Annotated in this window: 16 protein-coding genes; all 16 read left to right on the forward strand. The window is 31.8% G+C overall.

The features are described from left to right. Positions 1-31 precede the first annotated feature (31 nt). The 16 genes from AAC008_RS12815 (at position 32) to AAC008_RS12890 (ending at position 26,306) form a co-directional block, all read left to right on the forward strand. Positions 32-3,079 carry a TAT-variant-translocated molybdopterin oxidoreductase gene (locus tag AAC008_RS12815; RefSeq protein ID WP_339889707.1) on the forward strand — a complete coding sequence of 1,016 codons (3,048 nt, stop codon included), beginning with the start codon at positions 32-34 and terminating at the stop codon, positions 3,077-3,079. Positions 3,080-3,112: 33 nt separating this feature from the next. Then, positions 3,113-4,519: an NrfD/PsrC family molybdoenzyme membrane anchor subunit gene (nrfD, locus tag AAC008_RS12820; RefSeq protein ID WP_339889708.1), complete on the forward strand. Its 1,407-nt coding sequence runs from the start codon at positions 3,113-3,115 to the stop codon at positions 4,517-4,519. Between the two features lie 4 nt (positions 4,520-4,523). Continuing rightward, entirely contained in the window at positions 4,524-5,048 is a 525-nt protein-coding gene (locus AAC008_RS12825; RefSeq protein WP_339889759.1) for a DUF3341 domain-containing protein, read from the forward strand. Between the two features lie 8 nt (positions 5,049-5,056). Beyond that, positions 5,057-5,599, forward strand: a complete 543-nt coding sequence (locus AAC008_RS12830; protein WP_339889709.1) for a cytochrome c — start codon at positions 5,057-5,059, stop codon at positions 5,597-5,599. Between the two features lie 30 nt (positions 5,600-5,629). After that, positions 5,630-6,976 (forward strand): quinol:cytochrome C oxidoreductase, encoded by a 1,347-nt coding sequence (locus tag AAC008_RS12835; RefSeq protein ID WP_339889710.1) that lies wholly within the window; start codon positions 5,630-5,632, stop codon positions 6,974-6,976. A 20-nt stretch (positions 6,977-6,996) separates the two neighbouring features. Next, positions 6,997-8,148, forward strand: a complete 1,152-nt coding sequence (locus AAC008_RS12840; RefSeq protein ID WP_339889712.1) for a cytochrome c oxidase subunit II — start codon at positions 6,997-6,999, stop codon at positions 8,146-8,148. A gap of 26 nt (positions 8,149-8,174) precedes the next feature. Further along, positions 8,175-9,941, forward strand: a complete 1,767-nt coding sequence (locus AAC008_RS12845) for a cbb3-type cytochrome c oxidase subunit I (protein ID WP_339889713.1) — start codon at positions 8,175-8,177, stop codon at positions 9,939-9,941. A 74-nt stretch (positions 9,942-10,015) separates the two neighbouring features. After that, entirely contained in the window at positions 10,016-11,038 is a 1,023-nt protein-coding gene (gene ruvB / locus AAC008_RS12850; RefSeq protein ID WP_339889715.1) for a Holliday junction branch migration DNA helicase RuvB, read from the forward strand. An 18-nt stretch (positions 11,039-11,056) separates the two neighbouring features. Next, positions 11,057-12,391, forward strand: coding sequence for a cytochrome P450 (locus AAC008_RS12855; RefSeq protein ID WP_339889717.1), 1,335 nt, complete (start codon positions 11,057-11,059; stop codon positions 12,389-12,391). Between the two features lie 61 nt (positions 12,392-12,452). Then, on the forward strand, positions 12,453-14,558 hold the full coding sequence (locus tag AAC008_RS12860) for a T9SS type B sorting domain-containing protein (protein ID WP_339889719.1): 2,106 nt from the start codon (positions 12,453-12,455) through the stop codon (positions 14,556-14,558). Between the two features lie 84 nt (positions 14,559-14,642). Then, a complete protein-coding gene (locus AAC008_RS12865) occupies positions 14,643-16,925 on the forward strand; it encodes an NADP-dependent malic enzyme (protein WP_339889721.1) in 2,283 nt (760 codons plus the stop codon). Between the two features lie 17 nt (positions 16,926-16,942). Then, positions 16,943-17,524 (forward strand): Holliday junction branch migration protein RuvA, encoded by a 582-nt coding sequence (gene ruvA, locus AAC008_RS12870; RefSeq protein WP_339889723.1) that lies wholly within the window; start codon positions 16,943-16,945, stop codon positions 17,522-17,524. A 115-nt stretch (positions 17,525-17,639) separates the two neighbouring features. Further along, positions 17,640-24,719, forward strand: a complete 7,080-nt coding sequence (gene sprA, locus AAC008_RS12875) for a cell surface protein SprA (RefSeq protein WP_339889760.1) — start codon at positions 17,640-17,642, stop codon at positions 24,717-24,719. Between the two features lie 59 nt (positions 24,720-24,778). Continuing rightward, positions 24,779-25,159: a glycine cleavage system protein GcvH gene (gene gcvH, locus AAC008_RS12880; RefSeq protein ID WP_339889724.1), complete on the forward strand. Its 381-nt coding sequence runs from the start codon at positions 24,779-24,781 to the stop codon at positions 25,157-25,159. Positions 25,160-25,190: 31 nt separating this feature from the next. Continuing rightward, entirely contained in the window at positions 25,191-25,517 is a 327-nt protein-coding gene (locus AAC008_RS12885; RefSeq protein ID WP_339889725.1) for a VanZ family protein, read from the forward strand. Between the two features lie 45 nt (positions 25,518-25,562). Further along, on the forward strand, positions 25,563-26,306 hold the full coding sequence (locus AAC008_RS12890) for an energy transducer TonB (RefSeq protein ID WP_339889726.1): 744 nt from the start codon (positions 25,563-25,565) through the stop codon (positions 26,304-26,306). The last annotated feature ends 94 nt before the right edge of the window (positions 26,307-26,400 follow it).

A 26,400-nucleotide genomic window follows, 5' to 3' on the forward strand; every position in this document is an offset into this window, starting at 1 on the left:
TAATAATTTAAGAAGCTAATATTTATATACAATGGCATCAAACAAAAAATACTGGAAAAGTGTTGAAGAGCTAGACGAAAATAGCTCTATTGTTGAGACGCTAAGAAGCAACGAGTTTGTGGAGCAAATACCAGTTGATGAGTTTTTAGGGGATAAAGATAATTTATCTTCTTCGTCAACATCTCGTCGTGACTTTTTAAAATACGTTGGATTTAGTACTGCCGCTGCATCATTAGCTGCGTGTGAAGGTCCAGTTGTAAAGTCAATTCCTTATGTACTTCAACCAGAACAAATAATTCCAGGTGTTGCTGATTATTATGCGACAACAATTGCTGATGGTTTCGATTTCGCTAATATTTTAATTAAAACTCGCGAAGGTCGCCCTATTAAAGTAGAGAATAACAATTTAGAAGGTGCAAGATCTGGAGCAAATGCAAGAGTACATGCTTCTGTTCTTTCTTTATACGATAGTCTTCGTTTGAAGAAATCAAAAATTGATCAAAAAGATGCTGATTGGAATGCAGTAAATGCAAAAATCAAATCTAGTCTTGAAGATGCTAAAGCAAAAGGAGAAAATGTTGTTGTTTTAACAAACACTACAGCGAGTCCTTCTACTGATTCTTTATTAGCGAATTTAATAACAAAATATCCAAATGTTAAGCATGTAGTTTATGACGCAGTTTCTGAGTCTAATGCACTTGATGCTTTTCAAGCGGTTTATGGTGTTAGAGGTTTAGCTAATTATGATTTTTCAAAAGCTGATGTTATTGTATCTGTTGGTGCAGATTTCTTAGGAGATTGGCAAGGTGGAGGTTTTGACTCAAGCTATGCTAAAGGAAGAATTCCTAAAAGCGGGAAAATGTCTAAGCATATCCAAATAGAGGCAAATATGTCTTTAGCAGGTGCGAAAGCTGATAAAAGAATTCCATTGACTATAGCTAATCAAAAACAGGCTTTAGTAAAATTATATAATGCAATTTCAGGTGCTTCTGTTGGAACATCAAAAATTGACAAATATGAAGCTGAAGTTTTAAAAGCGGCTCAACAACTAAAAGCAGCGGGAACAAAAGGTGTTCTTGTTTGTGGATTAGATGATGTTGATGCTCAATTAATAACATTAGCAATTAATAATCAATTAAATTCAGAAGCTTTCAATACTTCAAATGCTATTCTTACAAGAAAAGGAAATGCAAAAGAGGTTAATCAATTAGTTTCTGATTTAAAAGCTGGAAAAGTTCACACTTTATTAATGAGTGGAGTTAATCCAGTATACACTTTATCAAATTCAAAAGAGTTTGTTGAAGGATTAAAGAAAACAAAATTATCTGTTGCATTTTCTATGAAAGAAGATGAAACAGCAAAAGTTGCTTCAATTGCAGCTGCAGCTCCACATTATTTAGAATCTTGGGGAGATGTCGCTTTAACTAGAGGGAACTATAGTATTCAACAACCAACTATTAATCCGTTGTTTGATACAAAACAATTTCAAGAAGTATTATTGTCATTAACTGACAACACAACTTCTTACCATGATTATTTAAAGAGCAATGCATCTTTAAATGGAACAACATGGAATAAAGCTGTACATGATGGATTTGTTGCAAGTGAAGCTAGTGCTTTAGTAGCAACTTCTGCAGATTATGCTGCTTCAGCATCAAAATTAGCTAGTGCAAAATCAACTGGTTTAGATTTAGTTTTATATACTAAAATAGGTTTAGGTGATGGTCAACAAGCTAACAACCCTTGGTTACAAGAATTTCCAGATCCAATCACAAGAGTGTCATGGGATAATTATGTAACTGTTTCTAAGCAAGATGCAGAAAAATTAGGATTAGAACAAAGAAATGTTGCAAATGGAGGTTTAGACGGAAGTTATGCTACATTAAAAGTTGGAAATAATACACTTAAAAATGTTCCAGTAATTATTCAACCAGGTCAAGCTGTTGGTACTGTTGGTTTAGCATTTGGTTACGGAAAGAAAGAATCTTTGAAAGAAGAAATGCAAGTAGGTGTAAATGCTTACGAATTATATGCAAATCTAAATTCAAATCAATCTGTTTCGATTTCAAAAGAAGAAGGATGGCATGAATTTGCTTGTGTTCAGTTGCAAAAAACATTAATGGGTAGAGGTGATATCATCAAGGAAACTACATTAAGTACTTTTGTTAAAGAAAATTCTGAAGTTTGGAACCCAACTCCGATGGTTTCTTTAGATCACAAAGAAGTTCCTGCTACATCAGTAGATTTATGGGAATCATTTGACAGATCAACAGGACATCATTTTAATTTATCAATCGACTTAAATGCATGTACAGGTTGTGGAGCATGTGTTATCGCATGTCATGCTGAAAACAATGTGCCAGTTGTTGGTAAATCTGAAGTAAGAAGAAGTAGAGATATGCACTGGTTGCGTATTGATAGATATTATTCTCACGAAGAAACATTCGCTGGTGATGTTGAATTAAAAAATAATGCACACGGATTAACTAGTGTAATTGGTACGTTAAAAGATATGGAAGATCCTTCGGAGAATCCTCAAATCGCTTTTCAACCAATTATGTGTCAACACTGTAATCACGCACCATGTGAGACAGTTTGTCCAGTTGCTGCAACATCTCACGGCCGTCAAGGTCAGAATCAAATGGCTTATAACAGATGTGTTGGAACTCGTTATTGTGCAAACAACTGTCCTTATAAAGTAAGACGTTTCAACTGGTTCTTATATAACAAAAACAGTGAATTTGACTATCACATGAATGATGATTTAGGACGTATGGTTCTTAATCCAGATGTGAATGTTCGTTCTCGTGGAGTTATGGAAAAATGTTCTATGTGTATTCAAATGACACAAAAAACTATTCTTGATGCAAAACGTGATGGAAGACAAATCAAAGACGGAGAATTCCAAACAGCTTGTTCTTCCGCTTGTTCAAGTGGAGCGATGGTTTTTGGAGACGTTAACGATAAAGAATCTCAAATAGCTGAATTAGCAGAAGATAAAAGAATGTATCACTTACTAGAACATATTGGGACAAAACCAAATGTGTTTTATCATGTGAAGGTTACAAACGATAAATAAAATTTTTAATTAACAAGAAACAATATAAAGGATATGTCGTCTCATTACGAAGCACCCATTAGAAGACCTTTAGTAGTAGGAAATAAATCTTACCACGATGTTACAGTAGATGTTGCTAGACCTGTTGAAGGTAGAGCTAACAAACTTTGGTGGACAGTTTTTACAATCGCACTTGCTGCATTCCTTTGGGGATTAGGTTGTATGACTTACACTATAACTACAGGTATAGGTACTTGGGGATTAAACAAAACAATTGGTTGGGCATGGGATATCACTAACTTCGTTTGGTGGGTTGGTATCGGTCACGCAGGAACCTTAATTTCAGCAGTACTATTATTATTCCGTCAAAAATGGAGAATGGCAATTAACCGTTCTGCAGAAGCAATGACGATTTTCTCTGTAATGCAAGCAGGTTTATTCCCAATCATTCACATGGGTCGTCCATGGTTAGGTTACTGGGTTTTACCTATTCCTAATCAATTTGGTTCTTTATGGGTAAACTTTAACTCACCTTTACTTTGGGATGTATTTGCAATTTCAACGTATCTTTCAGTATCATTAGTTTTCTGGTGGACTGGTTTATTACCCGATTTTGCAATGCTTAGAGATAGAGCAATTACTCCTTTTACTAAAAAAATCTATTCTATAGTATCTTTTGGATGGAGTGGAAGAGCAAAAGACTGGCAACGTTTTGAAGAAGTTTCATTAGTATTAGCTGGTTTAGCTACTCCTCTTGTACTTTCGGTTCACACGATTGTATCTTTTGACTTCGCAACATCTATAGTTCCTGGTTGGCATACAACAATTTTACCACCATATTTCGTGGCAGGTGCAATTTTCTCAGGGTTTGCAATGGTAAATACTTTGCTTATTATCATGAGAAAAGTTTCTAACCTAGAAGAATATATCACTGTTCAACATATTGAATTAATGAATATTGTAATTATGATTACGGGTTCTATTGTTGGAACAGCATATATTACAGAATTATTCATCGCTTGGTATTCTGGTGTTGAATATGAACAATACGCATTCTTAAACAGAGCAACTGGTCCTTACTGGTGGTCATATTGGTTAATGATGTCTTGTAATGTATTCTCTCCACAATTTATGTGGTCTAAAAAACTAAGAACAAGTATTACATTCTCTTTCATAATATCAATTGTTGTAAATATTGGAATGTGGTTTGAGCGTTTCGTAATTATTGTTACATCTTTACATAGAGATTACCTACCTTCGTCTTGGACAATGTTTCAACCAACATTTGTTGATGCAGGTATATTTATAGGAACTATCGGATTCTTCTTTGTTTTATTTTTATTATATTCTAGAAGTTTCCCTGTAATTGCACAAGCCGAAGTTAAAACTATTTTGAAAACTTCAGGAGATAATTTCAAAAGAGCAAGAGCACTAAACGATCATAATTCAGATAATCATTAATAATATCATGAGTAAAGTTATACACGCTATATACAATGATGATGATGTATTATTAGATGCAGTTCACAAGACTAGATCTGCACATCATCAAATAGAAGAGATTTATACACCTTTTCCTGTGCATGGACTAGATAAGGCTATGGGTCTAGCACCAACAAGAATCGCAATTGCATCATTTTTATATGGTTTAGTTGGTTTGTCTGTTGCAACTGCAATGATGAATTTTATAATGATTTCTGACTGGCCTCAAGATATTGGAGGAAAACCAAGTTTTAGTTATTTAGAAAACATGCCAGCATTCGTGCCAATTATGTTCGAATTAACAGTATTTTTTGCAGCTCACTTAATGGTTATTACTTTCTACATGAGAAGTAAATTATGGCCTTTTAAACAAGCTGAGAACCCTGATGTAAGAACAACAGATGATCATTTTTTAATGGAAGTTGGAATTCACGGAAATGAAGATGAATTAGTTTCTTTCTTCAAAACTACTGGAGCAGTTGAAGTTAAAGTAATAGAAAAGCATTAATACAAGATATGAAAAGCTTATATAAAATAGTAGCATTAGTAGGTTTGTCAATTATGGTAACATCTTGCCATGATACATCAAAACCAAACTATCAATTTTTTCCAAACATGTATGAATCTGTAGGATATGAAACCTATTCTGAAAGTGATGCATTTAAAAATGGAAAAGAAGGACAATTAGTGCCAGAAGGTGCTATAAAAAGAGGTTTTGTTCCCTACGAAATCCCTAATACACCAGAAGGTTATGCTTTGTCAAAATCAATGACTTCACCTTTAGATTCTATATCTTCAAATCCTGAAAAAGGAAAAGAATTATATACTATTTATTGTGCAATTTGTCACGGTGATTCAGGAAACGGTAAAGGAAAACTAGTAGAAAGAGAAAAATTTCTTGGAGTTCCTAGTTATAAAGATAGAGAAGTTACATCAGGAAGTATTTTTCACGTAGTAACTTACGGATTAAACTCAATGGGTTCGCATGCAAATCAACTTTCGCAAGAAGAAAGATGGCAAGTAGCCGATTATGTTTTAAAATTGAGATCAGAATTATAATTGTAAAACACTTTTTTGAAAATAAAAGATATGTACACTTTTTCAAGTAAATTAAAAACTTTTTCATTTATTCTTATAGCTTTAGGGATATTAGGAATTGCGTATGGTTATATTTCTACACCAAGTTCTGTTGAAGAAGTAGAAAAGATGTTGACCGAAAGCCATCATGGTGGTCACGGTGAAGCTTCAAAAGATGCTCATGCAACACATGATACACAAGATACACATGCGACTCATGATGTAAAAGATGCTCATGCAGATGCTGAACACAAAGAACATGTTGAACATGTTTTTCATCAATTACAAAATAAACCATGGTCTGCATTTTATGTAGCTTGTATTTTCTTTTTTCTTTTAACAATGGGAGTTTTAGCATTTTATGCTATACAAATTGCTTCTCAAGCAGGTTGGTCTCCAGTATTGTTTAGAGTTATGGAAGGGATTACGGCTTATTTATTACCAGGTTCAATTATATTTTTCGTTTTATTATTGCTTTCAGGATTTCATGTAAATCATCTTTTTGTATGGATGGATCCAGAGGTTGTAAAAAATGATGCTTTAATTCAAGGTAAGACAGGTTTCCTAAACGTTCCTTTCTTTTTGATTAGAGCCGTTATTTTTATTGGTGTTTGGAATTTATATAGATTTTTTGCTAGAAAATTAACTTTAGCTCAAGATGAATCTAATGATGATTCAAATTATAAAAAATTATTCAAAGCTTCTGCTGCATTTTTAGTATTCTTTATAGTATCAGAATCTATTATGTCTTGGGATTGGATTATGTCTGTTGACCCTCACTGGTACAGTACCTTATTTGGATGGTATGTTTTTGCAAGTTTCTTCGTAAGCGGAATTACAGTAATAACGATGATTACTTTATACCTTAAATCAAAAGGCCTTTTAGAAGAAGTAAACAAAAGTCACATTCAAGATTTAGCTAAATTTATGTTTGCTTTTAGTATTTTTTGGACATATTTATGGTTCTCACAATTTATGTTAATTTGGTATGCAAATATTCCAGAAGAAGTAACATACTATGTTACTAGAATTGAACAATATAATTTACCATTCTTTGGTATGTTAGCCTTAAACTTCATTTTCCCAATATTAATTCTTATGAATGCTGATTTTAAGCGTTTAACATGGATTGTTATAGGAGCAGGTGCAGTAATATTATTTGGTCACTATTTAGATTTCTTTATTATGATTATGCCAGCTACTGTTGGTGATCAATGGTACATTGGAGCATCAGAAATAGGATCAATACTTTTCTTCTCAGGTTTATTTATATTAGTAGTATTTACAGCTTTAACAAAAGCACCGCTTATTACTAAAAGATATCCTTTCATGGAAGAAAGTAAACATTTTCATTATTAATATTTAAAAGAGATAAACAAATGACGAGTTTATTGGTAATTTTTGTTTTAGTTTTAATTGGAATTGCTGTTTGGCAGTTAACTAAAATATTTGATTTAACTCAAGTTGGCGAAACTATAGATGATTCTGGAGTAGCAAACGATAGAGATAATAGTGTGAATGGTTATTTAATGTTTGGATTTTTAGGATTCATATATTTATTTACAATTTACTCATTATATGCTTGGGGAGAATTTGTATTAGGAACTCCAGCATCTGAACATGGAGTAGAAGTTGACAACTTGATGGATATTTCAATGTGGTTAATTTTCTTTGTTCAAACGATAACGCAGTTTTTATTGCATTATTACTCATTCAAATACAGAGGTAAAGAAGGTCAAAAAGCACTATATTTTGCTGATAATAATAAATTAGAAGCTGTTTGGACTATTATTCCAGTTATTGTTTTAGCTGTTTTAATTTTATATGGATTATATACTTGGAATCAAATCATGTATTATGATGAAGACGAAGATGTAATGTATGTTGAGTTATATGCAAAACAATTCGGTTGGGAGGCTCGCTATGCTGGTGATGATAATACTTTAGGTAAAGCTAACGTAAGATATATTGAAGGAATTAACACTGTGGGTGTAGATTTAGAAGATGCTAATGCTCAAGATGATAAAGTTGTAACTGAATTACACTTACCAAAAGGAAAAAAAGTAGTTTTTAAAATTCGATCCCAAGACGTTCTTCACTCTGCTTATATGCCACACTTTAGAGCACAAATGAATTGTGTTCCAGGAATGGTTACTGAGTTTGCTTTTATTCCTACAGTTACTACTGCAGAAATGAGACAAGATGAAGCTATCATAGCTAAAGTTGATAAGATTAACAAAATCAGAGCTAAAAAAAGTACTGAATTAGTTGCAAAAGGTCAAGCAGCTTTGGATCCTTATACTTTTGATTACTTGTTATTATGTAACAAAATTTGTGGTAGATCTCATTACAACATGCAAATGAAAATTGTTGTAGATACACCAAACGATTATAAAAAATGGTTAGCTGAAAAACCAACACTATCTTCTCAATGGAAAGAGGCAAATGCACCAAAAGTTGAAGAAGTTAAAGAAAAAACAATAGAAACGATTGTAGATTCTACAAAAGTTGTAGCTCAAGTTATAAAATAATATAGAAGATTTCAAAAAATATAATTATGTCACACGAACACGGTCATCATAAAGAAACTTTTATTACTAAATATATATTTAGTATAGATCACAAGATGATTGCTAAGCAATATCTAATTACAGGTTTATTAATGGGAATTGTAGGGGTAGCTCTATCACTATTTTTTCGTATGCAAATAGCTTGGCCAGAAGAATCTTTTGAAATTTTTAAAATATTTTTAGGTGAAGACTTCGCTCCAGGTGGGGTAATGAGAAATGATATATACCTTGCCTTAGTTACTATACATGGAACTATAATGGTATTCTTTGTATTAACTGCTGGTTTAAGTGGAACATTTAGTAATTTACTAATTCCATTACAATGTGGAGCAAGAGATATGGCATCAGGATTTATGAACATGCTTTCATATTGGATGTTTTTTGTTTCTTGTATTATTATGCTTGCTTCTTTGTTTATTGAAACAGGGCCAGCTTCTGCAGGTTGGACAATTTATCCACCTTTAAGTGCATTACCACAAGCAATTCCAGGTTCTGGTTTAGGTATGACTTTATGGTTAGTTTCAATGGCTATTTTTATTGCATCTTCATTAATGGGGTCTTTAAATTATATCGTTACTGTAATTAATTTAAGAACTAAAGGAATGTCTATGACAAGATTGCCACTTACAATTTGGGCTTTCTTTCTTACAGCAATTATTGGTGTAGTTTCATTCCCAGTATTGTTTTCAGCTGCTTTATTGTTAATTTTTGATAGAAGTTTTGGAACATCATTCTTCTTATCTGATATCTTTATAAGTGGTGAAGTATTACATTATCAAGGTGGTTCACCTGTATTGTTCGAACACTTATTTTGGTTCCTAGGACATCCAGAAGTTTATATTGTTATTTTACCAGCAATGGGACTTGTATCTGAAATTATAGCAACAAACTCTCGTAAACCAATTTTTGGTTACAGAGCCATGATTACTTCTATTATTGCAATTGCATTTTTATCTACAATTGTTTGGGGTCACCACATGTTTATCTCAGGAATGAATCCATTCTTAGGTTCTGTGTTTACTTTTACAACTTTATTAATTGCAATTCCGTCTGCTGTAAAAGCATTCAACTGGATAACAACATTATGGAAAGGAAACCTACAGTTAAATCCTGCTATGTTATTCTCAATCGGATTTGTTTCTACATTTATAACAGGTGGTTTAACAGGAATTATTCTTGGAGATAGTACATTAGATATTAATGTTCATGATACATATTTCGTTATTGCTCACTTTCACTTAGTAATGGGTATATCTGCTTTATATGGTTTCTTTGCTGGAGTTTATCATTGGTTCCCAAGAATGTTTGGTAGAATGATGGATAAAAATTTAGGATACGTTCACTTTTGGGTAACTGCAGTTTGTGCTTATGGAGTTTTCTTCCCAATGCACTTTATCGGAATGGCAGGTTTACCAAGACGTTATTATACAAATACAGCTTTTCCATTATTTGACGAATTAGCAGACGTTAACGTATTAATTACTGTGTTCGCAATTGTTGGAGCTGCATTTCAAATTCCTTTCTTTTGGAACTTCTTCTATAGTATTTTCAAAGGTAAAAAAGCACCAATGAATCCATGGAGAGCAAATACTTTAGAATGGACAGCACCAGTTGAACACATTCACGGTAACTGGCCAGGAGAAATTCCTGAAGTATATCGTTGGCCATATGATTATAGTAAACCAGGTCATGATGATGACTTTGTTCCACAAACTGTTCCTATGCAACCAGGAGAAGAACAATTACATCATTAAGATTTAAAAAATTTAAATTAAAACCTTTCCAACACGGAAAGGTTTTTTTATGTAACTTTAATTATATTTGCTATATGAACGAGAATCTTGATCCAACAAATTCAAATTATAAACCAGAAGAACTTGACCTTGAAAAAAAGTTGAGACCTCTTTCATTTGATGATTTTACAGGTCAAGAACAAGTTTTAGAAAACTTACAAATCTTTGTTGAAGCTGCAAATCTAAGAGGAGAAGCTTTAGATCATACTTTATTTCATGGACCACCAGGTTTGGGAAAAACAACTTTAGCAAATATTTTAGCAAACGAACTTGGTGTTGGTATTAAAATTACTTCTGGGCCTGTTTTAGATAAACCTGGAGATTTAGCGGGCTTACTTACAAATCTTGAAGAAAGAGATGTTCTTTTTATTGATGAAATCCATCGTTTAAGTCCAATTGTAGAAGAATATCTTTATTCTGCAATGGAAGATTTCAGAATTGATATAATGATTGAATCAGGACCAAATGCGCGTTCTGTTCAATTAAATTTAAATCCGTTTACACTTGTCGGCGCTACAACACGTTCGGGTTTGTTAACAGCTCCAATGAGAGCCCGTTTTGGAATTCAAAGTCGCTTACAATATTATAATACCGAACTTTTGACTACAATTGTTCAACGAAGTTCTTCAATATTAAATATGCCTATAACTATGGAGGCTGCTATCGAAATTGCAGGTAGAAGTAGAGGAACACCTAGAATTGCAAATGCTTTGTTACGAAGAGTAAGAGATTTTGCTCAAATAAAAGGAAATGGAAGTATAGATATTGAAATTGCTCAGTTTGCTCTAAAAGCTCTTCACGTAGATGCTCATGGATTAGACGAAATGGATAATAAAATCCTGACAACAATTATTGAAAAATTTAAAGGTGGACCAGTAGGATTATCAACTTTAGCTACTGCTGTTTCAGAAAGTAGTGAAACTGTTGAAGAAGTGTATGAACCTTTCTTAATTCAAGAGGGATTTATAATGCGAACTCCAAGAGGAAGGGAAGTTACAGACAAAGCTTATAAACATTTAGGTAAAATTCGTAACAATATACAAGGAGGATTGTTTTAAAAATTCAAAAATAATAAAATGAGTTTACCCAATAAAATTCCTGAAGTTTCTTTTTTTAGATTTCTTAATCATGCTAATAACATTTTAAAAAATCCATTGCCTTTTCATGCTGCGAATTTTAATAAATTAGGAGATGTTTTTCGTTTAAATATTGGTTTAGGTAAATCTGTTCTTTTTTGTCGAGATGCAAGTCTTTTGCAACACGCACTTCAAAAAAATCAAAAAAACTATACTAAATCAAAGATTCAAACTAAAGATTTAGCAAAATATGTTGGAAAAGGATTGTTAACTGCTGAAGGTGAACATTGGAAAAAACAACGAAAACTAATTCAACCAGCTTTTCATAAAAGCCAATTAGTTCTTTTGTTAGATACAATTCAACAAACGATATTAACAGAATTAAAAAATATTAAAACAGGAAAGCCAATAGATATATTTCCAGTTTTTAATGATTTAGCCTTTCAAACTGTTGTTAAGTCTATTTTTAACATTGACATATCTAATTCAGATATCAGTTCACTTCAAAATACTACTGAAGCTACTCAAAATATGTTGGTTCAAGAGTTAAGACAACCTTTTTTAGTTTGGTGGTTTAATTTATCTGGAAAAACAAAAAAGCATTTAGACTTAACTCAAAACTCAAGATCAATTCTTAAAAGGTTAGTTGAAGAAAGAAAGCAAAGTAAAGCCAAGCACGACGATTTATTAGAAATGTTGCTAAATGCAAGATATGAAGATGGGTCAAGCATGGATGAGAATCAATTGGTAGATGAAATTTTAATTTTATTTGCTGCTGGCCATGAAACAACTTCAAATGCCTTAACTTTTATTTGCGAATTATTAGCTAGAAACCCAGATTCTCAATTAAAAATTCTTGAAGAAATCCGAAATGTAAAATCTGAATCTAATGAAATTATGTATTGGATAAAAAATGCTAATTACACTAAATTAGTAATTGAAGAATCCATGCGACTTTATCCACCTGCCTATTTTATTGATAGAGTGAATATAGAAGAGGAAAACTTTAATGGATTGACTTTGCCAAAAGGATCTAATTTATTATTTTCAGTGTACGAAATTCATCGTCATCCAGATTTTTGGAATAGTCCCCTAGAATTTATTCCAGAACGTTTTCTAGATGAAAAAATTAAGTTTTCAAATAATTATTTTCCTTTTGGAGCTGGGCCTAGAATGTGTATTGGGAATAATTTTGCTATGTATGAAATGATTCTTTCAATAATTGCATTAGTTGAACAGTTTGAAATAATTGAAAAGAGAGAGCCTATCCAAATAAAACCATTAATTACATTGAAACCTTTTAATGCAATTTTAGAATTTAAAAATAGAATTTAAGGTATTTACAAACAGCTGCGTTAGATTTTTCTTATATTTGATACTTCTATTATTAAAATTAATGAAAAATAAATATTACATATTCATATTTTTGGTGTTAAGTTTTACAATTTTTGGTCAAAACCTTCCGAATGATTGTCAAAATTATATTCAAGCATGTGATAACCAAAGTGTCTCGTACAATGTGTCTGGAGCAGGTGTTCAAGAAATTATCCCACAGTCATGTCAAAGTCAGGAAAATAATTCATTATGGCTTAGAGTTACTATTGAACAAGCTGGAACTTTAGGCTTTACTTTAATTCCTAATAGCAATGATATTAATGAAGATTATGATTTCTGGGTTTTTGGTCCTAATTCTGATTGTGGGAATTTAGGTTCGTCAATACGGTGTTCTACTACAAATCCATTAGCAGCAAATCAGCATAATAATTATACAGGAATGAATGCTAGTTCTACTGATATTTCTGAAGGTCCAGGTGCAGATGGGAATAGCTTTGTAAAGCAATTAGATGTTTTAGCTGGTGAAAGTTACTTTATAGTGATTGATAGGCCTGTTGGAAGTTCGCCATTTACTTTAAATTGGTCTGGTACTGCTACAATTGCGAATCCTTTCTCGACTCAAAGTTTTGATGACTTTAATGATGTTATTTTATGTGATGATGGTGCCGATAATTTAGAACCATATGACTTTTTAGGTTTATCTACTTCGTTTTTAGGAAGCATCATAGGGTATTCAGTTTCTTATTTTGCTTCAAACCAAGATGCTTCTTTAAATTTAAATGAAATAACAGGATTAATTAATGTTTCTCAAGGAACTTATTTTGCCAGAATTGATCATATAAGCTCTTCTTGTTTTATTATAAAACCAATTGAAGTTGTTTTTAATAGCTTGCTGCCGCTTCAAGTTTTAGGTTGTGATGACACACCAGATGGAGTTTTTAGTTTTGATACTACAAATGTGGAGTCAGATTTATTAAATGGTTTAACGGGTTTTGATTTAACTTATTCAGATCAAAATAATAATTCATTATCAAGTCCATTGCCAAATCCATTTATAACAAGTTCTCAAACTATAAATGTTACGCTCACAAGTAATACTAGTAATCCTTGTGCTTTTACAACAACAATTGACTTTATTATTAACAATAAGCCACAATTTTTTTCTGTACCGTCAAGTTTAACTACTTTGTGTAATCAAAATGATCCTAGTCAAATTTCTGAATTTGCTGCTTTTGACACTTCATCTTTTCAAAACACAATCTTAGGAAGTCAAACAGGTTTATTAGTGGAATATTATGATGAAAATAATGTACAACTTTCAAGCCCTTTGCCCAATCCTTTTACAACTTCAACTCAGAATATTACTGTAAAAGTTATTAATTCAAATGATTTATCTTGTTTTATAACTGGTGTTATTTCGCTTCAGGTACTTTCATTACCTAATATTGAAATAAATGGACAAGAAATGTTTGTCTGTAATAATTTGCCAAATTACTATGTGAATTTAAATGCAGGTTTAAATAATGTAAATCAGATTTCAAATTTTACTTATCAGTGGTATATAAATAACAATATAATTTCTGGAGAAACTGGTTATGCTTTGCAAGTAAATGAAGTGGGTAGTTATTCAGTTACAGTTACAAATTCAAACAATTGCGAAAATACTAGAACAATTGTCGTTAATGAATCTGACATTGCAGTTATTAATAATGTTATAGTTAATGATTTCTCTGACGACAACACATTACTTATTGATGCAACAGGTATTGGTGTTTATTTGTATAGTTTGGACAATATTACCTATCAAACGTCAAATGTTTTTAGCCATTTAATTCCTGGAATTTATGATATTTATGTAAAAGATGAAAGAGGTTGTGGTGTTGTGAATAAAGAAATTAATGTATTAGGTGCCCCAAAATTCTTTTCACCCAATGGAGATGGATATAATGACTTTTGGAATATAAAAGGAGTCGATGCAAGACTAAATGCAAAAACAGTAATTAGAATTTTTGATCGCTATGGAAAATTATTGACTCAAATTAATCCATTAAGCTATGGTTGGGACGGAACTTATAATAAAAAAACACTTCCAGCAGACGATTATTGGTATACTATTGAACTAAATAATGGAAGAATTGTCAAAGGACATTTTTCATTATTAAGGTAAGTTTTTTTAACTAAAAGAACTTCATTAAAATTTTTTTCTTTCAATCCTTATTTTAACTTTGTAGGTTCATATATAATCTGTTATATGCACAAAGATACAAAACGAAGAGAAGCCTTATTATATCACGCAAAACCAACACCTGGAAAAATTCAGGTTGTTCCAACAAAAAAGTACGCTTCACAGCGTGATTTGTCATTAGCCTATTCCCCAGGAGTAGCAGAACCTTGTTTGGAAATTGCTAAAGATGTCAATAATGTATATAAATATACGGCTAAAGGAAATTTAGTTGCAGTTATTACAAACGGAACAGCTGTTCTAGGACTTGGAGATATTGGACCAGAAGCTTCTAAGCCAGTAATGGAAGGAAAAGCCTTGTTGTTCAAAATATTTTCTGATATTGATGTGTTTGATATTGAAATCGGCACAAAAGATATTGAAGAATTTATAGCAACCGTTAAAAATATTGCTCCGACTTTTGGAGGAATAAATTTAGAAGATATAAAAGCTCCTGAATCATTTGAAATTGAAAGACGTTTAGTTGAAGAACTAAACATTCCAGTTATGCATGATGATCAACATGGAACCGCAATTATATCATCAGCGGCATTACTTAATGCACTTGAATTAGCAGAAAAAGAAATTGGTAAAGTCAAAGTTGTTGTTTCTGGAGCGGGTTCTGCTGCTTTAGCTTGTGCAAATTTATATGTTTTACTTGGAGTGAAACTAGAAAACATTATCATGTTCGATAAAGATGGTGTGCTGTCTAAAGACAGAGCTGATTTATCAGAATTACAAAAAAAATATTCTTTTGGCAAAAAAGGAATAAATTTAGCTGAAGCACTTATAGATGCTGATGTTTTTTTAGGGCTTTCTGCTGGAAATATTTTAACATCAGAAATGTTGTTGACCATGAATGATAATCCTATCGTTTTTGCAATGGCAAATCCTGTCCCTGAAATAGATTATAACGTAGCTATAAATACGCGTGAAGACATCATTATGGCAACTGGCCGTTCTGATCATCCTAATCAGGTTAATAATGTGCTTGGTTTTCCTTATATTTTTAGAGGAGCTTTAGATGTTAGAGCTACTAAAATTAACGAAGCTATGAAAATGGCAGCTGTTAAAGCTTTGGCTGAATTAGCAAAAACCCCAGTGCCAGAGCAAGTAAATATTGCTTATGGTGAAACTAAATTAAATTTTGGAAGAGATTACATTATACCAAAACCGTTTGACCCAAGATTAATTACATTAGTAGCTCCGGCAGTTGCAAAAGCTGCTATGGATTCTGGTGTTGCTCAAATTGAAATTACGGATTGGGAGAAATATGAAGAAGAATTGTTAGAACGTTTAGGTTCTGATAATAAAATGATTCGATTGCTAATAAATAGAGCAAAAACAAATCCAAAACGAATAATATTTGCAGAAGCAGATCATTTAGATGTATTAAAAGCTGCTCAAATTGTCCTTGAAGAAGGAATTGGAATGCCAATTTTACTTGGAAATAAAGAAATTATCCAGGAATTAATGGAGGAGATTGGTTTTGAAGGTGAAGTAACTATTATTGATCCCAAAACTAAAGAGGAAAATGAGAGAAGAAATAAGTATGCTAAAGCATTTTGGAAAACAAGAAAAAGAAGAGGAATTACGCTTTTAGATGCAGAAAAATGGATGCGTGAGCGTAATTATTTTGCTGCAATGATGGTTAACGAAGGAGAGGCAGATGCAATGGTTACTGGTTATTCAAGAAGTTATCCGTCTGTTGTTAAGCCTATCATGGAGCTAATTGATAAAGGTCCTGGTGTAACAAGAATTGCTACAACCAACATGATGATGACTTCGCGTGGGCCAATGTTTTTATCTGATACAGCTATTAATGTAAATCCTTCAGCAGAAGATTTAGCTAAAATTGCATTAATGACAGCCAAAACAGTTAGAATGTTTGGTATGGAACCAGTTATTGCTATGGTTTCTTTTTCAAATTTTGGTTCTTCACATAATGAAAGTTCTAAAAAAATAAGAGAAGCAGTGGCTTATTTGCATAAATATTATCCAGATTTAATAGTAGATGGAGAAATTCAAACTGACTTTGCTCTGAATTCTGAATTGTTAAAAAGTAAATTTCCTTTTTCTAAATTAGTAAATAAGAAAGTTAATACTTTAATTTATCCAAATTTAGACGCGGCAAACATTACTTATAAAATGCTAAAAGAATTAAACAAGGCTGATTCTATAGGCCCTATAATGATGGGATTAGATAAGCCTGTTCATATTTTTCAATTAGGAGCAAGCGTTGAAGAAATGGTTAATATGGCAGCTGTTGCTGTTGTTGATGCTCAAGAAAAGGGAAGAAAAATTAAAAAATAAACGTTAAATAGTTTTATATGATTACACACATTCAAGGGAAATTAGTAGAAAAAACACCAACAGAAGTTGTTATTGAATGCAACGGTGTAGGGTATTTTATTAATATTTCTTTGCACACGTTTTCATTATTACCAGATTCTGACAATTTAAAGCTATATACTTTTTTACAAGTTAAAGAAGATTCTCATAGTTTATATGGTTTTGTCGAGAAACAAGAAAGAGAATTATTTAAATTATTAATCTCTGTTTCAGGAATCGGGGCAAATATTGCTCGTACTATGTTGTCTTCTCTTTCGCCTACAAACATTATTCAGGCAATTGCTTCAAATGATGTAGCTACAATACAGTCAATTAAAGGCATTGGAGCAAAAACAGCTCAAAGAGTTATTTTAGATTTAAAAGATAAAGTGTTAAAAATATACAGTTTAGACGAAGTTTCAACATCTAACTACAATACAAATAAAGAAGAAGCGTTATCTGCTTTGGAGGTTTTAGGATTTATTAGAAAGAATGCAGAAAAAGTGATTGATAAAATCATCAATGAAAATCCTAATGCAACTGTTGAAAATATCATTAAACTAGCATTAAAAAACTTATAATTACTTGGAAAAGAATAACTTATTAAACAACTTGTTTAAGTTTGTAGCAGCAGTTTTTTTATTACTGATTGCTCCGTTTGCATTTGCACAAGAAGTTGAAATTGATTCAACTAAGATGGGCTATAGTCAAGGAAGTTTAGGCATATCAAACCCTAGTAATATCCTCGAGGCTTATACTTATGATCCTATAACGGATAGATATATTTATTCTAATACTTTTGATGGGTTTAATATTAATTACCCAATAATTCTTACTCCTGCTCAATATGAAGAATTGGTTTTAAGAGAGTCAATGCGTGAGTATTATAAACAAAAGCTAAGTGCTGTTGATGGACAAAAAGAAGGTTCTGAAGAAGCTAAAAGAGATTTGTTACCAAGATATTATGTAAATTCAAAATTATTTGAAACCATTTTCGGAGGAAATACAATTGATGTAAAACCAACAGGTTCTGTCGAAATGGATTTAGGAATGCGCTTTACAAAACAAGATAATCCAGCACTTTCTCCAAGGAATAGAAAAAACTTTACTTTCGATTTCAATCAAAGAATTAGTATGGGGTTGCAAGGAAAAGTTGGGACACGTTTAAATGTAAATATAAATTATGACACGCAATCCACTTTTGCTTTTCAAAATTTAATAAAATTAGAATACACACCAACCGAAGACGATATTATTCAGAAAATCGAACTTGGAAATGTAAGTTTACCAATAAACAGTACGCTTATTCGTGGTGCTCAAAGTTTATTTGGTGTTAAAGCACAATTGCAATTTGGAAAAACGACTGTAACTGGAGTTTTCTCTGAACAAAAATCGCAAACGAAAACAGTAAATGCTGAAGGTGGAGCAACTATCCAAGACTTTAGTTTATTTGCTCAAGAATATGATAATGATAGGCACTATTTCTTATCACAATACTTTAGAAATAAGTATGACAGCTCTTTAAGAAATTACCCCTATGTAGATAGTAGAATTCAAATTACTCGTATTGAAGTATGGATAACAAACAGACAAAATAGAATTAATACACAAGATAATAATTTAAGAAATATTATTGGTCTTCAAGATTTAGGTGAAGCGGAGTTGAATAATATAAATAATTCTGAAATTATTGGATTAAATCCAATTCCTAGTGGTTTTTTTAATTTTCCTTTAACTAATCCAGATAGACCAACAGATAATGGGAATAACAAATTTGACCCAACAAACATAGGTGTTGGAGGTTCTTTGTTAAATAGTGGAATTAGAGATATTGCTACTGCAGGAAGTGGTTTCAATATTTCTGGAGTTCTTGAAGGACAAGATTATGTAAAATTAGAAAATGCAAGAAAACTTAGTGCTAATGAATTTACTTTTCATCCACAGTTAGGATATGTTTCCTTAAATCAAAGACTTTCAAATGATGAAGTTTTAGCTGTTTCCTATCAGTATACAATTGGTGATGAAGTTTATCAGGTTGGAGAATTTGGTACTGATGGTGTTGATGCAACTCAAGTGGATAATACATCTGGTGTAGCAACTCCTTCAACGCAAAGTTTGATTTTAAAAATGCTAAAAGGAACATTGGTAAACGTAAATAAACCAGCTTGGGACTTAATGATGAAGAATATTTATCAAATTCCAGGTGGTTATCAATTGGAAAGCGAAGATTTTAAATTCAATATTCTTTATACAGATCCTTCTCCGTTAAATTATATTCAACAAGTTGGTTCAACAGCTTTGCCAGCAGATGTGGCCGAAACTCCTTTAATTAAAGTTTTTAATTTAGATAAATTAAATTACACTAATGACCCACAACAAGGAGGTGATGGTTTTTTTGATTTTATTCCAGGAATTACAGTTGATGCACAATATGGACGAATTATTTTCACCAATGTGGAACCTTTTGGAAAATTACTTTTCGATAAGCTAAAAATTAATCCAACAGAAGATTATGATGTTCCGCCAACTGCAGGTACAACTGGGTCTTATAATGATAATCAAGTAAAGTATGTTTTTAGAAATTTATACAAACAAACACAAGCAGCAGCTTTACAAGAAAGTGAAAAAAATAAGTTTCAATTAAGAGGTAGGTATAAATCTACTTCAGGTGATGGAATTCCAATTGGAGCGTTTAATGTACCCCAAGGTTCAGTAGTTGTTACAGCTGGCGGAAGAGTTCTTGTTGAAGGAGTAGATTATACAGTAAACTATCAATTGGGTAGAGTTTATATTACAGATACTTCTTTGCTGGCTTCAAATACTCCTATTCAAGTTTCATTAGAAAATAATGCTGTTTTTGGACAACAAACAAGACGTTTTTGGGGAATGAATGTTGAACATAAATTCAATGAAAATTTCTTAATTGGTGGTACAATCTTAAATATGTCTGAAAGACCTTTCACACAAAAAACAGATTACAATCAAGATTCAGTAAACAATACAATTTTCGGATTAAACGCAAATTTCTCAACAGAAGTTCCTTTCTTAACAAGATTAGCTAATAAATTACCAAATATTGATACAGATGTGCCTTCTAACTTATCTTTTAGAGGTGAAATTGCCTATTTAAAACCTGGAGCTTCAAAGACTTCAAACTTTAATGGAGAATCTACAGTTTATATTGATGATTTTGAAGGATCACAAACAACAATTGATATGCGTTCTGCTTCAGCATGGAGTTTAGCAAGTACACCAATAGATTTTGGAGGAGAATTAACAGAAGGGGATTTAGCATATGGATACAAAAGAGCAAAAATGTCTTGGTATTCTATTGACCCAGTTTTCTATACACAAGCACCAGCAGGAATTTCAAATCAGGATTTATCAACAAATAGAACAAGAAGAATTTTTAGTAGAGAATTATATCCAGAAACAGATATTGCTCAAGGACAAACACAAGTCGTCTCTACATTAGATTTGACTTATTTTCCAAAAGAGCGTGGACCTTATAATTTTAACCCTGCAGCGACAAGTAATACTTTTCCAGGAGGAACAGAACAAGATAATTGGGGTGGAATTATGAGAAGTATAAATTCTACAAACTTTGAGCAATCAAATGTAGAGTATATTCAGTTTTGGGTATTAGACCCTTATTATAATGAACAAGGAGTAGTTGAAAATACTGGAAATACAGGAAAACTTGTATTTAACTTAGGAGAAATATCAGAAGATGTCCTTAAAGATGGAAGAAAATTATATGAAAACGGATTGCCAGAAGCCGGTGCAGTAACAGCAACAAATCCTTCTGCTTGGGGAAAAACTCCAGCATCACAATCTTTAATCTATGCTTTTGATACAAATGATGGCAATAGACTAGCACAAGATGTTGGTTTAAACGGATTGTCAGATGCCGAAGAAGCAGCACAATTTTCTGCTTTTGCAGGAAATCCTGATCCAGCAGCAGATAATTATCAATTTTATTTAAATGCAACTGGTGGCGTTTTAGATAGATATAAAAATTACAATGGAACTCAAGGAAATTCACCTGTTAATGTGTCGGATACAAATAGAGGAAGTACAACTTTCCCTGATGTAGAAGATATTAATAGAGATAATACCATGAATACCATCAATGCGTATTATAAATTTGAAATCGATATCAATTCTAACCCACAAGTTGGACAGAATTATGTTGTTGATACTCGATTAGTTGATAATATAGACTTGCCTGATGGAACGCAAGGAAAATCAAGATGGATTCAATACAAAATTCCAATTTTAGAGGCAACTGCTGCAAATGCAGTGGGTTCAATTTCAGATTTTCGTTCTATTCGTTTTATGAGAATGTTTCTAACTGGATTTAATAATGATGTAACTTTACGTTTTGGAGCTTTAGACTTAGTTAGAGGTGAATGGAGAAGATTTACAAATACTTTAGATGAAACAGATCCTAATCCAGCCGATGATAATACAGGGTTTGATGTTGTAGCAGTAAATATCCAAGAAAATGGAAATCGTTCTCCTATTCCTTATGTTGCGCCTCCTGGTGTTGAAAGAGAGCAGTTGTATAACAATAACACTATTATTAATCAAAACGAACAATCTCTTTCTTTAAGAGTTTATGATCCTAATTCGGGTAATTATGTCGATGGTTTACAGCCAAATGATTCAAGAGCAGTTTTCAAAAATGTAAATGTAGATATGCGTCAGTTTAAGAAAATGCGCATGTTTTTACATGCTGAAGCTTTGCCGACCCCAGAATCTACTCCATTGCAAGATGATGAAATGGTAGCTTTTATTCGTTTTGGAAATGACTTTACACAAAATTTCTATCAAGTCGAAATGCCGCTAAAAGTATCATCTCAAAGTGCTAGATCAGCAGAAGATGTTTGGTTAGCAGATAATGAAATTAATGTTCCACTTAAATATTTGACTGCTCTTAAAACGTTAGCTTTATCTGATAATCCAAGTTTATCTGCGCCAGATGTTAATGGTATTAGATTTATTGAAGAGGAAGATGTATTAATAGGTTCGTCGGATAGTAAATTAACATTAGGTATAAAAGGTAATCCAAATTTTGGTTTAGTAAGAACTTTAATGATTGGAGTTAAAAATAAAAACGGTTCACAACCTATTAGAGGTGAAGTTTGGTTCAACGAATTGCGTATGTCAGAAATGGACAACAAAGGTGGTTATGCTGCTGTAGCAAATCTTGATGCAAATATGGCCGATTTTGCTACTATTTCAACAACAGGGAGGTTGAGTACAATTGGTTTTGGTTCTCTAGAACAAGGTCCAAATGAAAGAAGTAGAGAAGATGTAAAACAATATGATTTAGTAACCAATTTCAATTTAGGAAAATTATTACCAAGCAAATGGGGTATCAATTTACCATTTAATTATGCCGTTGGGGAAGAGATAATTACACCAAAATATGACCCTTATTATCAAGATATTGAATTAGAACAACTACTTGATATTACAGAGGATCAAGATGAGAAAAATGCAATCGAAAATAGAGCAATCGATTATACAAAAAGGCAAAGTATTAACTTTATTGGCGTAAGAAAAGATAGAGCTCCAGATCAAAAACAGCATATTTATGATCCTGAAAACTTAACGTTGTCATATTCGTATAACGAAACGCAACATCATGATTTTGAAATTGAAAGTTTAACCGATAAACAGGTTAAAACAACAGTTGATTATGCCTATTCATTTAAACCTTCAGCTATTGAACCCTTCAAAAAGTCAAAAGTGTTTTCTAAAGGAAATTATTATAAAGCATTACAAGATTTTAACTTTAATTTCTTGCCAACAAGCATCTCATTTAGTTCGAATATTTTAAGACAATATAATAAACAACAATTCAGGCAAATTGAAGTACAAGGAATTGAATTAGATCCACTTTACAGAAGGAATTTCTTCTTTAATTACAACTACGGATTTAATTACAAATTAACTAAATCACTTTCGTTTGTTTATAATGCTAACTCAAATAACTTAGTAAAAAATTATTTAGACGAAAACAATACACCAATTGATTCGTTCTCTATTTGGGATGATTTTTGGAATCCAGGAACGCCAAATCAGCACAATCAACAATTAGTAGTTAATTATGAATTGCCAATTAATAAACTACCATTTTTAGGCTTTGTTAAATCAAATTATTCCTATACTTCTGATTATAACTGGACTCGTTCATCAAGTGCTTTTGCAAGTATTGAAACTGAAGTAGGTGATATTTATCAATTAGGGAATACAATTCAAAATGCCAATTCTCATAAGTTAAATACAACTTTTGATATGACTGCTTTCTATAAAATGCTTGGAATTGGAGTTAAAAAAGCACCTAAAACTAAAGCTGCTGCACCACCAAAACCAGGTGAAAAAATTGTAGCTAAACCTAAAGTTGGTGCGTCAAATGATCAAAATATTTTTGTTAAAGGATTAATTGGGGCTTTAACAAGTGTGAAAAATATTCAAGTTAATTATATTGAAAATAACGGTACAGTTTTACCAGGATTTCTACCAGGAGTTGGATTCTTTGGAACAACAAGACCTACGGTTGGATTTGTACTAGGAAGCCAATCGGATATTAGATATGAAGCAGCAAAAAATGGATATTTGACTAATTTTCCTGATTTCAATCAAAACTTTACGCAAGTAAAAAACAAACAATTGAATCTTACCGCTCAAATGGAGGTTTTTAAAGACTTTAAAATAGATTTAAGTGCTGATAGAACTTTAGCTGAAAATTTCTCAGAACAATATGATGTTTCTGCTGATGGTCAATACAATCCAAGATCGCCTTATAACTTTGGTAATTATAATATTTCTACGATTTTAATAAAAACATCTTTTAGCGAAAGTAGTGAAGGTTTTTCTCAAGCTTTTCAAGACTTTAGAGATAATCGCTTGGTTGTGGCAACACGTTTGGCAGAATCTTATTATGGTGCAGGTGGAATTCCTAGTTATGATGCCGATGGTTTTCCTACAGGATTTGGTAAAAATAGTCAACAAGTATTGTTGCCTTCTTTCTTGGCAGCTTATTCGGGACAAAGTGCAAGTAAAGTATCAACCAATGATTTTAAATCAATTCCATTGCCAAATTGGAATGTTAAATATACTGGTTTAATGAATTATAAGTTCTTTAAGGATAAATTCAAACGTTTCTCAATTCAACACGGCTATAGAGCTAGTTATGGTATTAACCAATTTAGATCTAATCTGAATCCAGAAATAAATGACCAAAACGGAAATATTTATGCTAAAAGGATTATTTCAAATGTCAATTTAGCGGAACAATTTAATCCATTAGTTCGTTTTGATTTTGAAACCAAAGGATCTTTAAAGTTCTTGGCTGAAATGAAAAAAGATAGGACTTTAAATATGAGTTTTGATAATAATCTTTTAACAGAAGTGAAGGGAAATGAGTATACTTTTGGTGTTGGATACAGAATTAAGGATGTTACAATAAGTTCAACCTTGGCAGATTCTCCAACAGGTGTTATTAAAAGTGATGTGAACTTAAAAGCTGATTTTTCTATTAGAAGAAATGAAACTATAGTTAGATATCTAGATTATGATAACAATCAATTATCAGGTGGACAAAATTTAATGTCAATTAAATTCACTGCAGATTATTCATTCTCTAGGAACTTTACGGCAATATTCTATTATGATCACCAGTTTTCAAAAGCAGTTATTTCTACAGCATTTCCACTAACAACTGTTAGAGCTGGATTTACACTGAGATATAATTTTGGAAATTAATTAAAAAAAATAGAACTTATTACCTATAAAAATTTAATTTTGCTTAAAATTTAAAACAAATGAACTTTCCAGAAAATTTAAAATACACAAAAGACCATGAATGGGTTAGTGTTGATGGTGATGTAGTAACAGTTGGTATTACAGAATTTGCACAAAAAGAATTAGGCGATATCGTTTATGTTGAAGTTGAAACCTTAGATCAAACTTTAGAAAAAGACGAAGTCTTCGGTACAGTTGAAGCTGTTAAAACGGTTTCTGATTTATTTTTGCCAGTTTCAGGTGAAATCATAGAATTTAACGATTCTCTTGAAAGTGAGCCAGAAAAAGTAAATAGCGATCCTTATGGAGACGGTTGGATGGTGAAAATCAAAATTTCTGATGCTTCTCAATTAGATGAGTTGTTAGATAGTAATGCCTACAAAGCACTAGTTGGAGCGTAAGTATTATATCGGATTAACTATAATTTGGATTGTGATAATAACAATTCTAAGTTTAGTTAGTTTCGAAAAAAACACAATAACATCCTTTCAAAATAGTGATAAACTTGTGCATTTTTTATTTTATTTCATATTGACATTTTTATTCTTAAGAAGTGTTAAAACAGATATAAGGTTTAAATATTTGATAGTTATTGCTTTATCGTTTTTTTATGGCATAATTATTGAAGTTATTCAAAAGTATTTTACTGTAAGTAGAAGTGGTGATTTTTATGATGCAATTGCAAATTTAACAGGTATAATTTGTGCCGCTTTGTTAAATTATTTCATTATGGAAAAGTTTTCTTCTAGTAAAATTTAAAAGTTTAAAATTATTATTTATATTCGTACTCTAAATTAAATAACCATGCAACCAAAAAAGAATCCTAGCGTTGACGCAAAACGAAATAGTTTGTTGTATTTCCAAATTGGATTAGCAGCAATCACTTTTTTAACATATATCGCTATAGAAGTGAAAACTCCAGATCCAGTTATTGTTGTTGAAAAAACAAAAATAGTTGATAATTTTATTGATGATGAAATTATTCCCTTAACAATGCAAGTGCAAAAAGCACCACCACCACCACCACCAGCACCAGAAGTAATTCAAATTGTTGATGACAAAGTGGTTATTGAAGATAAAAAAATTGAAACAACTGAAACTAACGAAAAACAAGAAGTTGTTGTTGTAAAGGCATCAAATGTTGGTGAAGTTACCGGTACAGTTGAAGATATCGATGTAGATGTTCCTTTCGCAGTTTTAGAAGACGTGCCGTTGTTTCCAGGTTGTGAAAAAGTACCTAGAAGCCAACAAAAAGAATGTTTCATGGAGCAAATGAACAAACACATTAAAAAATATTTTGAATACCCTTCAAGAGCAAAAGAAAATAGTGTTCAAGGTAGAATTACTGTTTTATTCGTAATTGATAAATCAGGTAATGTTACTAATCTTAGATTAAAAGGTACAGGAAAAAAAGATAGTGATTTATTAGAAGCAGAAGCTGAAAGAATTATTAAAAAATTACCAAAATTTACTCCAGGTAAACAAAGAGGTAAAGCTGTTGGTGTAAGTTATGCACAGCCTATTTTATTCAAATTAGAAAACAGATAAAATTTATATATTTTTAATTAAATCCCAATCTTTATAAGATTGGGATTTTTTTTGGCACATAATTTGATTATTGTTATATAATTAACCTTTAAAA

Origin of the sequence: uncultured Flavobacterium sp. (genome assembly GCF_963975515.1) — a bacterium.
Classification (GTDB): domain Bacteria; phylum Bacteroidota; class Bacteroidia; order Flavobacteriales; family Flavobacteriaceae; genus Flavobacterium.

Bases quoted from the DNA above. Each gene is read 5' to 3' on its own strand.
- AAC008_RS12815 (WP_339889707.1), top strand. From the start codon at position 32: ATGGCATCAAACAAAAAATACTGGAAAAGTGTTGAAGAGCTAGACGAA.
- nrfD (WP_339889708.1), top strand. From the start codon at position 3,113: ATGTCGTCTCATTACGAAGCACCCATTAGAAGACCTTTAGTAGTAGGA.
- AAC008_RS12830 (WP_339889709.1), top strand. From the start codon at position 5,057: ATGAAAAGCTTATATAAAATAGTAGCATTAGTAGGTTTGTCAATTATG.
- AAC008_RS12835 (WP_339889710.1), top strand. From the start codon at position 5,630: ATGTACACTTTTTCAAGTAAATTAAAAACTTTTTCATTTATTCTTATA.
- AAC008_RS12840 (WP_339889712.1), top strand. From the start codon at position 6,997: ATGACGAGTTTATTGGTAATTTTTGTTTTAGTTTTAATTGGAATTGCT.
- AAC008_RS12845 (WP_339889713.1), top strand. From the start codon at position 8,175: ATGTCACACGAACACGGTCATCATAAAGAAACTTTTATTACTAAATAT.
- ruvB (WP_339889715.1), top strand. From the start codon at position 10,016: ATGAACGAGAATCTTGATCCAACAAATTCAAATTATAAACCAGAAGAA.
- AAC008_RS12855 (WP_339889717.1), top strand. From the start codon at position 11,057: ATGAGTTTACCCAATAAAATTCCTGAAGTTTCTTTTTTTAGATTTCTT.
- AAC008_RS12860 (WP_339889719.1), top strand. From the start codon at position 12,453: ATGAAAAATAAATATTACATATTCATATTTTTGGTGTTAAGTTTTACA.
- AAC008_RS12865 (WP_339889721.1), top strand. From the start codon at position 14,643: ATGCACAAAGATACAAAACGAAGAGAAGCCTTATTATATCACGCAAAA.
- ruvA (WP_339889723.1), top strand. From the start codon at position 16,943: ATGATTACACACATTCAAGGGAAATTAGTAGAAAAAACACCAACAGAA.
- sprA (WP_339889760.1), top strand. From the start codon at position 17,640: ATGGGCTATAGTCAAGGAAGTTTAGGCATATCAAACCCTAGTAATATC.
- gcvH (WP_339889724.1), top strand. From the start codon at position 24,779: ATGAACTTTCCAGAAAATTTAAAATACACAAAAGACCATGAATGGGTT.
- AAC008_RS12890 (WP_339889726.1), top strand. From the start codon at position 25,563: ATGCAACCAAAAAAGAATCCTAGCGTTGACGCAAAACGAAATAGTTTG.